At 55.6% G+C, this 9,022-nt stretch carries 12 protein-coding genes; 10 read left to right on the top strand and 2 right to left on the bottom strand.

Going from position 1 to position 9,022, the window contains the following annotated elements; all coding sequences use genetic code 11:
• The first annotated feature begins 197 nt into the window (after nucleotides 1–197).
• From FYM52_RS03250 to FYM52_RS18845, 8 genes are all read left to right on the top strand, one after another.
• Nucleotides 198–524, top strand: a complete 327-nt coding sequence (locus FYM52_RS03250) for a helix-turn-helix transcriptional regulator (RefSeq protein ID WP_154163066.1) — start codon at nucleotides 198–200, stop codon at nucleotides 522–524.
• A 58-nt stretch (nucleotides 525–582) separates the two neighbouring features.
• Entirely contained in the window at nucleotides 583–1,083 is a 501-nt protein-coding gene (locus FYM52_RS03245; protein ID WP_154163065.1) for an arsenate reductase ArsC, read from the top strand.
• 31 nt (nucleotides 1,084–1,114) lie between these two features.
• Nucleotides 1,115–1,474 carry an arsenite efflux transporter metallochaperone ArsD gene (gene arsD, locus FYM52_RS03240; protein WP_154163084.1) on the top strand — a complete coding sequence of 120 codons (360 nt, stop codon included), beginning with the start codon at nucleotides 1,115–1,117 and terminating at the stop codon, nucleotides 1,472–1,474.
• A gap of 13 nt (nucleotides 1,475–1,487) precedes the next feature.
• Nucleotides 1,488–3,254 (top strand): arsenical pump-driving ATPase, encoded by a 1,767-nt coding sequence (gene arsA, locus FYM52_RS03235; RefSeq protein WP_154163064.1) that lies wholly within the window; start codon nucleotides 1,488–1,490, stop codon nucleotides 3,252–3,254.
• Between the two features lie 17 nt (nucleotides 3,255–3,271).
• Nucleotides 3,272–4,291: an ACR3 family arsenite efflux transporter gene (gene arsB, locus FYM52_RS03230; RefSeq protein ID WP_154163083.1), complete on the top strand. Its 1,020-nt coding sequence runs from the start codon at nucleotides 3,272–3,274 to the stop codon at nucleotides 4,289–4,291.
• Nucleotides 4,292–4,366: 75 nt separating this feature from the next.
• Nucleotides 4,367–4,798, top strand: a complete 432-nt coding sequence (gene arsC / locus FYM52_RS03225; RefSeq protein WP_154163063.1) for an arsenate reductase (glutaredoxin) — start codon at nucleotides 4,367–4,369, stop codon at nucleotides 4,796–4,798.
• A complete protein-coding gene (arsH, locus tag FYM52_RS03220; protein ID WP_154163062.1) occupies nucleotides 4,785–5,501 on the top strand; it encodes an arsenical resistance protein ArsH in 717 nt (238 codons plus the stop codon). Before arsC ends, arsH begins: the two co-directional genes overlap by 14 nt.
• A 90-nt stretch (nucleotides 5,502–5,591) precedes the next feature.
• A complete protein-coding gene (locus tag FYM52_RS18845) occupies nucleotides 5,592–6,041 on the top strand; it encodes a hypothetical protein (protein WP_238826089.1) in 450 nt (149 codons plus the stop codon).
• Nucleotides 6,042–6,105: 64 nt separating this feature from the next.
• Here the strand turns inward: FYM52_RS18845 and FYM52_RS03210 are convergent, their stop codons facing one another.
• Complete coding sequence (locus tag FYM52_RS03210; RefSeq protein WP_154163061.1) at nucleotides 6,106–6,468, bottom strand: hypothetical protein; 363 nt, start codon at nucleotides 6,466–6,468, stop codon at nucleotides 6,106–6,108.
• Nucleotides 6,469–7,148: 680 nt separating this feature from the next.
• On the opposite strand from FYM52_RS03210, the gene FYM52_RS03205 reads away from it, so the two are divergent.
• Nucleotides 7,149–7,319: a hypothetical protein gene (locus tag FYM52_RS03205; RefSeq protein WP_154163060.1), complete on the top strand. Its 171-nt coding sequence runs from the start codon at nucleotides 7,149–7,151 to the stop codon at nucleotides 7,317–7,319.
• Between the two features lie 282 nt (nucleotides 7,320–7,601).
• A complete protein-coding gene (locus tag FYM52_RS03200; protein WP_154163059.1) occupies nucleotides 7,602–8,246 on the top strand; it encodes a GntR family transcriptional regulator in 645 nt (214 codons plus the stop codon).
• A 90-nt stretch (nucleotides 8,247–8,336) separates the two neighbouring features.
• On the opposite strand, the gene FYM52_RS03195 is transcribed toward FYM52_RS03200, so the two are convergent.
• A complete protein-coding gene (locus FYM52_RS03195; RefSeq protein ID WP_077344757.1) occupies nucleotides 8,337–9,011 on the bottom strand; it encodes an RraA family protein in 675 nt (224 codons plus the stop codon).
• Between the last annotated feature and the right edge of the window lie 11 nt (nucleotides 9,012–9,022).

Here is a 9,022-nt window from a genome sequence, read left to right as displayed (position 1 = left end):
ACGTATCAAGGTATCTCTGGGGCGTTTGAGCCCTGTGCAATACCGGCAAAAACTTGGTCTAGCCGCATAAAACCAGTCCAAGTTTTTATCCGCATCCCCGCCGGGGGCTAGTGGGTCACTTCTGGGTGGAAATCAACAAACGTAGAAGAAGTGGCTTGAATTGACTATTAATTCAATATTTGTTGTACTTTCAATTCATGAAAGAAGCCAACGTCATCCGTTCCCTGTCCGCCTTGGCCCACGAAGCACGGTTGAGAGTGTTTCGTGCGTTGGTTGTAGCTGGCCAGAAGGGCCTCACTCCAAGCGCTTTGGCTGAGCAGTTGGGCGTTGCGCCTAATGCACTGTCTTTTCACCTGAAAGAGCTGGCTCATGCAGAGCTGGTCACGCAGGAGCGGCAGGGGCGCAATCTGGTGTATCGCGCAGCTTTTCCCACGATGAATGACCTGCTGACCTATCTCACTGAGAACTGCTGCCAAGGCGCTGTCTGTATGCCCAACCAGGCTGCCTTGTGCAAATGCGACTAGCTAGGGCTCAACAGGCCTGTATGTCGACCCATCCCCACTGCTGCTGAGAAAGCAAACCATGTCCACAGACGCCACTTACAACGTACTGTTCATCTGCACCGGCAACTCTGCCCGCTCCATTCTCGCGGAGGGCATCCTGAATGGACTGGGTAAAGGAAAGTTTCGTGCGTTTTCTGCCGGCAGTCACCCCAAAGGCGAAGTTCATCCGCAGGCACTCGCAACGCTGAAGCGATTGCACATGCCGGACACGGGTTATCGCAGCAAGAGTTGGGACGAATTTGTGGCGCCTCAAGCACCCGTGTTCGACTTCATTTTTACTGTCTGTGATAACGCAGCTGGCGAAGTCTGCCTGCTTTGGCCAGGCAACCCAGTCTCGGCGCACTGGGGTCTGCCCGATCCAGCAGCAGTGACAGGCACCGAAGAGCAGCAGGTCAAGGCATTCAGGGACACAGCAATGATGCTGCGACGTCGTATCGAGCTGTTGTTGTCTTTGCCCCTTCACCGTCTGGATGCGATGTCGCTGCAAAGCGAGCTTCGCAAGATCGGCCAGGAACAGTAAGTCCATCCAATCTGGAATGAAAGGACATCCCATGCCAAGTATTCAGATTTTTGATCCTGCGCTGTGCTGCAGCACCGGCGTGTGCGGCGTTGAAGTGGACCAACAGCTGGTGAGTTTTGCGGCTGACGCGGACTGGGCCAAGCAAAACGGCGCGCACATTGAGCGCTTCAACCTTGCCCAGCAGCCGATGGCTTTTGCTCAGAACACCATCGTTAAAGGCTTTCTGGAACGCTCGGGCCAGGATTCGCTGCCTTTGGTGCTAGTGGGTGGAGAGTTTGCGCTGGCAGGCCGTTATCCCACGCGTGCTGAACTTGCACGCTGGGCTGGTATCGAGATCTCCTCCCCGTCTTTCAACCAGAGCGGTTGCTGCTCGGGTGGCCGTTGCTGCTAACAAAGGAGGCCTGATGAATTTTCTGAAACAACCACCACGCTTTCTCTTTTTTACTGGCAAGGGCGGCGTAGGCAAGACCTCTATCGCGTGTGCAACAGCCGTGCAACTGGCGTCAGAAGGTCAGCGTGTACTGCTCGTGAGCACCGATCCGGCTTCCAACGTAGGCCAAGTGTTTGATGAGCGGATCGGAAACCACATCACGGCCATTGGCGCGGTCCCCAATTTGTGGGCGCTGGAAATTGATCCGCAAGCGGCTGCACAGGCTTACCGTGACCGCATTGCCGGCCCGGTGCGCGGGGTGTTGCCAGATGACGTAGTCAAAGGCATTGAAGAGTCGCTGTCTGGGGCATGCACCACGGAAATTGCCGCCTTTGATGAGTTCACGGCGCTGTTGACCGACAGTTCACTGATCCACGATTACGCGCACGTTATTTTTGATACAGCGCCCACGGGGCACACCATTCGCTTGTTGCAGCTGCCAGGAGCATGGAGTGGCTTTTTGGAAGCGGGTAAGGGCGACGCATCATGCCTGGGACCTTTGGCTGGATTGGAAAAACAACGCAGCCAGTACAAAGCCGCTGTTGATGCTCTGGCAGATTCTCAGCGCACGCGCCTGGTGTTGGTGGCACGTGCGCAGCGCACGACATTACGCGAAGCAGCACGTACCCACGAAGAGCTGGCGGCTATCGGTCTGACGCAGCAGCATCTGGTGATCAACGGCGTATTTCCTGCAAACGAGGCGCAAACCGACCCGTTGGCCGCAGCGATTTATGCCAGAGAGCAAGCGACACTGGCTGCTATTCCCCAGGCGCTGCAGGCCTTGCCACGCGATCAGATTGAGCTCAAACCTTTCAACCTTGTGGGGCTGGATGCCTTGCGCCATCTGCTGACCGATGCTGGCCCAGCCCCGAGTGCTGAAAGCATTGAGCTGCCAGAGCGGCTGAATGCGCCAGATTTGTCGGCGCTGGTCAACGACATCGCGGCCGATGGTCATGGGCTGGTCATGGTGATGGGCAAAGGTGGCGTGGGCAAGACCACGCTGGCTGCAGCCATTGCTGTGGAGCTGGCATCCCGAGGCCTGCCTGTGCATCTGACCACGTCTGACCCTGCTGCACATTTGGCTGACACGCTGGAAGGAGCGCTGCCCAATTTGGCGCTCAGCCGCATTGATCCCCATGAGGCTACCGCGCGCTACCGACAACACGTGATGGAGACCAAGGGCGCGAAGCTGGATGCCGAAGGTCGAGCTTTGCTGGAAGAGGACCTGCGCTCGCCCTGCACCGAAGAGGTCGCCGTGTTTCAAGCTTTTTCGCGAGCCATTCGCGAAGGGCGCAAGAAATTCGTGGTGATGGATACAGCTCCTACGGGCCATACCTTGCTGCTTCTGGATGCCACGGGGGCTTACCACCGCGACATCGCTCGGCAAATGGGGGAGACGGGCCTGCACTTCACAACCCCGATGATGCAGCTGCAGGACCCCAAGCAAACCAAGGTGGTGATTGTGGCCTTGGCAGAAACAACGCCCGTGCTGGAGGCTGCCAACTTGCAGGCCGACTTGCGCCGCGCCGGCATTGAGCCTTGGGCCTGGGTCATCAACAACAGTGTGGCAGCTGCTCACCCGCAGTCTGCCTTGTTGCGCCAGCGTGCGCGCAACGAGCTGCACGAAATCAAGGCAGTCGCTACCCAGCATGCCCAGCGGTATGCGGTGGTGCCACTGTTGACGGAAGAACCTGTGGGGGCTGAGCGCCTGCGAGCCTTGGCGAACTGGAAAGCGGCATGAATCGATCAACCTCACCTATGGGCATTTTTGAGCGCTACCTGACGCTTTGGGTGGCACTGTGCATCCTGGCTGGACTGGCTTTGGGTAACCTCATGCCTGGGCTGTTCAGCACACTAGCGTCCATCGAATACGCCTCGGTCAACCTCATCGTCGCCGTGCTCATCTGGGCCATGGTGTACCCCATGATGATTGCCATCGACTTGGGCTCGCTCAAAGCAGTAGGCCAGCGGCCAAAGGGTTTGGTCATCACGCTGGTGATCAACTGGCTGATCAAACCCTTCACCATGGCTGCGTTGGCGGTGCTTTTCTTTGAGTACGTGTTTGCCGGAGTGATCCCGTCAGGTGATGCCCAGCAATACATCGCCGGATTGATCTTGCTGGGCGCAGCACCATGCACCGCCATGGTGTTTGTCTGGTCGCAGATGACCAAGGGTGATCCGAACTACACACTGGTGCAGGTGTCGGTCAACGATTTGGTGATGGTGGTGGCATTTGCTCCCATCGTGGCGCTGCTGCTGGGCGTGACCGAAATCGCCATCCCTTGGGAAACGCTGATTTTGTCCGTGGTGCTGTACATCGTGCTGCCGCTGATGGCTGGTTGGTGGACGCGCAAGCGCTTGATCGCACGGGGTGGAGAGTCTGCAGTTTCGGACTTCACAGCACGCATCAAGCCGGCTTCCATGCTAGGGCTGCTGCTCACCGTGGTGCTGCTGTTTGGCTTTCAGGGGCCTGTGATATTGGCGCAACCCACCTTGATTGCAATCATCGCTGTTCCGATCCTCATCCAGTCTTATGCCATCTTTGCACTGGGCTATGCCTGGGCCTGGTTGTGGCGCTTGCCACATGCGATTGCTGCACCCTGCGCCATGATTGGAACGTCCAACTTCTTTGAATTGGCAGTGGCAGTAGCGATTGGACTGTTTGGCCTGAATTCAGGCGCCGCATTGGCTACGGTGGTGGGCGTGCTGGTCGAAGTGCCGGTGATGTTGTCCCTGGTGGCATTTGCCAACCGCACCCGTGCACGTTTTGCTGCTTGACGCTCCCAACGACTGTTTCTCCCAACAGTCCAGATCCTTTGCCACCTACCTTGAATGTCTCAAAGAGGCCATTGCATGAGCACAATCACCATTTATCACAACCCTGCATGCGGCACCTCGCGCAATGTGTTGAGCCTGATTCGTAACAGCGGCGAAGAGCCAACGGTCATTGAATATCTCAAGACGCCACCAGACCGTGAAACGCTGGAGCAATTGGTAGCAGCCATGGGCATCCCAGTGCGCGACGTCTTGCGCCAAAAAGGCACTCCGTTCGATGAGCTGGGCCTGGCAGACACGCAGTGGAGCGATGCACAGCTGATCGACTTCATGCTGCAGCACCCCATCTTGATCAATCGCCCGATTGTGGTGACGCCACTGGGAACCCGTTTGTGCCGTCCTTCCGAGGTGGTGCTGGATATCCTGCCACAGCCCCAGCAGGGTGCCTTTTCCAAGGAAGACGGAGAGGCCGTCATCGACTCGAAAGGACAACGTGTTGCTAAACCCTGACTTGCCCAATATCGACAACGACTTGTTTGATGTCCCGGATCTTGCCCGGTTGCTGCCCACTGCGCGAGCGAGTCATCCGCCGCGCATTTTGCTGCTGTACGGGTCGGCCCGTGAGCGTTCTTACAGTCAACTGTTGACCGAAGAGGCTGCGCGACTGCTGAGCAAGATGGGGGCTGAGCCCAAAATCTTTGACCCCCGCGGTTTGCCCTTGCCTGACGATGCCCCTGAAAGCCACCCCAAGGTGCAAGAGCTGCGGCAGCTTGCGCAATGGGCAGAAGGCATGGTGTGGACCTCGCCCGAGCGCCATGGTGCAATGACCAGCATTCTGAAAGCACAGATCGACTGGATTCCACTGTCCGTGGGCGCCGTGCGTCCGACCCAAGGCAAGACCTTGGCTGTCATGCAAGTGTGCGGGGGATCGCAGTCCTTCAACGCGGTCAACCAGATGCGTGTGCTTGGCCGCTGGATGCGCATGCTCACCATCCCTAATCAATCTTCCGTGGCCAAAGCATTCATGGAGTTCGATGAAGCTGGCCGTATGAAGCCCTCGTCATATTACGAGCGCGTGGTGGACGTGATGGAGGAGTTGATCAAGTTCACGCTTCTGACCAGAGACTGTGCGGACTATCTGGTCAATCGCTACAGTGAGCGCCGAGAAAGCGCAGAGCAGCTGTCCAAGCGGGTCAACCAGCGCAGCATTTAATGCACGGCGCGAATTGCTCTGGGTTCAGTGCTGGCACAGCCACCTCAGAAACTGTATAAACAGTATGTATAGTTTATTGAGGAGCCATCAATGCCAGTTCACAAAACCAAACCCGTCGCATCCAAGGCTGCTGTTGTTGTCGACAAGACCACAAGCGAAAAAAAACCAGCTACTAAATCAGCAATTGTCCCCACCGCCGCTCCTGCTGCCACTTTGACTACGGCTACCGTCGATGCCAAATTCAAGAAGCCCAAGCTGGTGCGTGACAGCTTCACCGTCCCCAAGGACGAATACGCTGCAATTGACGAGCTGAAATTGCGTGCAGCTCAACAGGGGCACATCGTCAAGAAGAGCGAGCTGTTGCGCGCGGGGCTCAAGCTGTTGTCCAGCCTCAATGATCAGCACTTGCTGCAAGCTCTGCAAGCCGTGCCGTCCATCAAAACCGGACGCCCTGCCAAGACAGAGGAAACGCAAGCAAAACCGCGCAAACCGGTTTCACGGTCGTCTGCCAAGGTTCAGAAGGCCGCTAAGGCGTCTTAAGTGTCCGCAGATTGAAGGCAGCGTTAGCACTTGCCACACCCCATGTTAGCGAACGCTTGGTCTTTCAGTGAAGGTGGTACTGAATCCAGTTGCAAAGCAACATTTGGAATTTGGCCTGTGGCATATCGTGCATGTTGACGGTAAGAGCCAGTTCCTCGAGCTGTTGTTGGGCCATGGCGCGATTGAGGCGAAGTTGGTCAGGTAAGTGCTCTCCGCGAGCCAGAAGTTTGCTGGCCTCTAAACAGTCGTGCTCGCGCAGCACATGGGAGATTTCTTCCAACCGCTGTATGCACAGATCACCTTTGTATATGTCGTGCTGCATCAACTCTAGTACCGTACGACACAGTTCCAGCAACTCAATGTGTTGAGCATCCAGCACAGGGTCTCGCACGCTCATGCTGGGCGACCATCTAGGAATAGCGTTCATCTGTACTCCTTACATGCCACAAAGATTGGTCTACTGTATTGCTCATGGGAGCCAATCAGCATGTGGCTACCTAGATGTATGTCATGCCCAAATGACGTTTTCAAGAATTTTTACTGAGGCTTACGCCGAGGTGCGCTGGACAAGCAGCTTCTGCACGCTGCCGTCACGATCACTAAATTCTGGCACTTGGACAACGGCTACGGTTCGCCTGAAACCAGTTATTGAGGGGGCGGCTGCTTTAATGCTCTAGATGATAGATATGTGCAATTGCTCCGTTTTTCGCCCGAAATAAATGAGCAGCAGCAATTGCTGCGAAACCAACAGAGGAGTCAGAAGTCGGCTTCAGGCTGGTTGCCGCCGCTGAGATTTGGTAAGCCTGTGACTGCCGCCGCCAATACCAGACGTTGACTTGCTATTTTTCCAGGCGTCGGATATGCACCTCAAACCGGAAAGTGGCTGCATCGCAGTGCGCTAGACAACCTGAACGGTAGCTCTTCTAAGCTGCGAACTAGTGCTGCCGACCCAAACCCGTCAATCGCCTTGGATGGATGGTCGCCCGCTGTGCAGCGGTCAGCGGTCAGTACAAGCGGATCAGTCATCGCATGGCGTTGAGTGCCAGCTCCTGCAATTGATCTGCATATGCTGGCAATCAAAGATAAGGCTGTGCTGGTCACGACGAGGTGAACCTCGATGACTATGACCCTGCACTAGTCGAGCGCATCATAGCCAATCTGGAAGTCTTAAATGCCATGACGTTCCGTAAGATCACCACAGCCGCCATGGGCGCTGCACAAGCTGCATTGGCGGCGATTGTTGCTGCACGCGGGACACTCCGCACAAGGCAGAGGTGAGTATTGACATAAAGATTTACGTACTTGACAAGGGTACCTGCTAGCACAACGCAAATTGCGGCGCCTGTGTTGAAACGTTCGCCAATGCGCGCATGTGCCCTGCGTAAATCGCCTAGGTTTAACTAGACGCCTCGACCCTTACAGCAGAGGTGTTAGTCACTCGAATTTCCTCAACGTCGCCTCATAGGTGGGTACATCTAAGCTGATCCAGCACAGGTATCTTTGAACGAATTGCCTGTTCGTGGCATACCCTAGAATGACAAAAAACTTGCAAAAAATTAGATGACAACCGGAAAGCTCAAGGCATATGACCAATTGAAACTGCGGCTTGTCGCTGGGTACTATCAGCCTGGAACACAGCTTAAGGAAGAACCTCTGGCCGAGGAATTCGGTACGAGCCGTACCCCAATTCGTGCTGCGTTACGCAAGTTGGTGGAAGATGGCCTTGCAACAGCAGATACTGGCCGCGGCATCCAGGTAGCGGCTTGGACGCAATGGGACATTGAGGAAGTGTTTCAGTTGCGCCTTTTGCTTGAACCTTATGCGGCCCAGCTTGCTGCTGAGCGCTGCACGCCACAAATTCTGGAGAGGCTGGAATCAAGCAACGCCAAGATGCAAGAAGCAATCAGCAGCGACACGCCTGATATGGCAACTATGGTGCAAGATGCAAATAGGGCGTTCCACCACACTCTCCTTGAGGCCAGTGGGTCCCAGCGTTTGATCAACATGCTTGGGACCATGATCGACATGCCAGTGATTACTCGCTCGTTTCAGCTCTACTCTCGTAGTGATATGGAGCAAAGCCTCCACCATCACCGCGATCTAACCATGGCAGTGGCTGCAAAAGATGGTGACTTAGCCAAGCAAGTGATGCAGCTGCACTTGCAAATGTCTCGTCATCGCTTTATGCGCAATCGTCGCGTCTAAGTTTTCTCAACTCTAAGTAGATCCGCACAAGAGACAAAGGCCGCCTCGAGGCGGCCTTTGCTTGAAATGATCACCTACACCGCACGTTGATCACGCTTCAACGGCGCAATTAGCGCGCTTCAGCGCAGCATCAATCCATGCTGCGTCATATGTTCCACTGGCGATATCTGCAACCATCTTGGCCTCTATTTCCTGTTTGCCATGAGCAGCTGCCAAGATACTTTCGACTTGGTCATACGGCACGCACAACAAGCCATCATCGTCACCGATTACCAAGTCTCCAGGCTCAATCACCATGCCGTCTATGGCAATCGGCACGTTGATCTCACCAGGACCATCTTTGTAGGGTCCACGGTGCGTGACCCCCGCAGCAAAGATAGGAAAATTATCTTTGCGCAAAACGGCGCTGTCGCGCACAGCTCCGTTTATCACAATGCCGCCAAGACCTCTGAGTTTGGCTTCACCGACCATGATCTCACCAATCAAGGCGTTGGTGAGATCGCCGCCAGCATCAACCACGATGATGTCTCCGGGCTTGGCCAGCTTCAGGGCCTTGTGAATCATCAAGTTGTCGCCTGGTCGGGTTTTAATGGTTAGGGCCGGCCCTGCCATCGGTGTACCGTCATGCATAGGGCGAATGCGGGCTCCCCCTGCAGTCATTCGCGACATGCAATCGCTCACATTTGCTACAGGGACTTTTAAGAATTGCTGTGCAAGCTGCAGACTGACAGCGCGCTTGCGCTTGAGGATTTGACAACCAATCATAGGAATCTCTA

This window comes from Comamonas sp. CAH-2, assembly GCF_009668305.1.
GTDB classification, from domain to species: Bacteria; Pseudomonadota; Gammaproteobacteria; order Burkholderiales; family Burkholderiaceae_C; genus Comamonas; species Comamonas aquatica.
The sequence above is the reverse complement of the archived record's forward strand: the minus strand, read 5'-3'. Positions and strand labels throughout refer to the sequence as shown.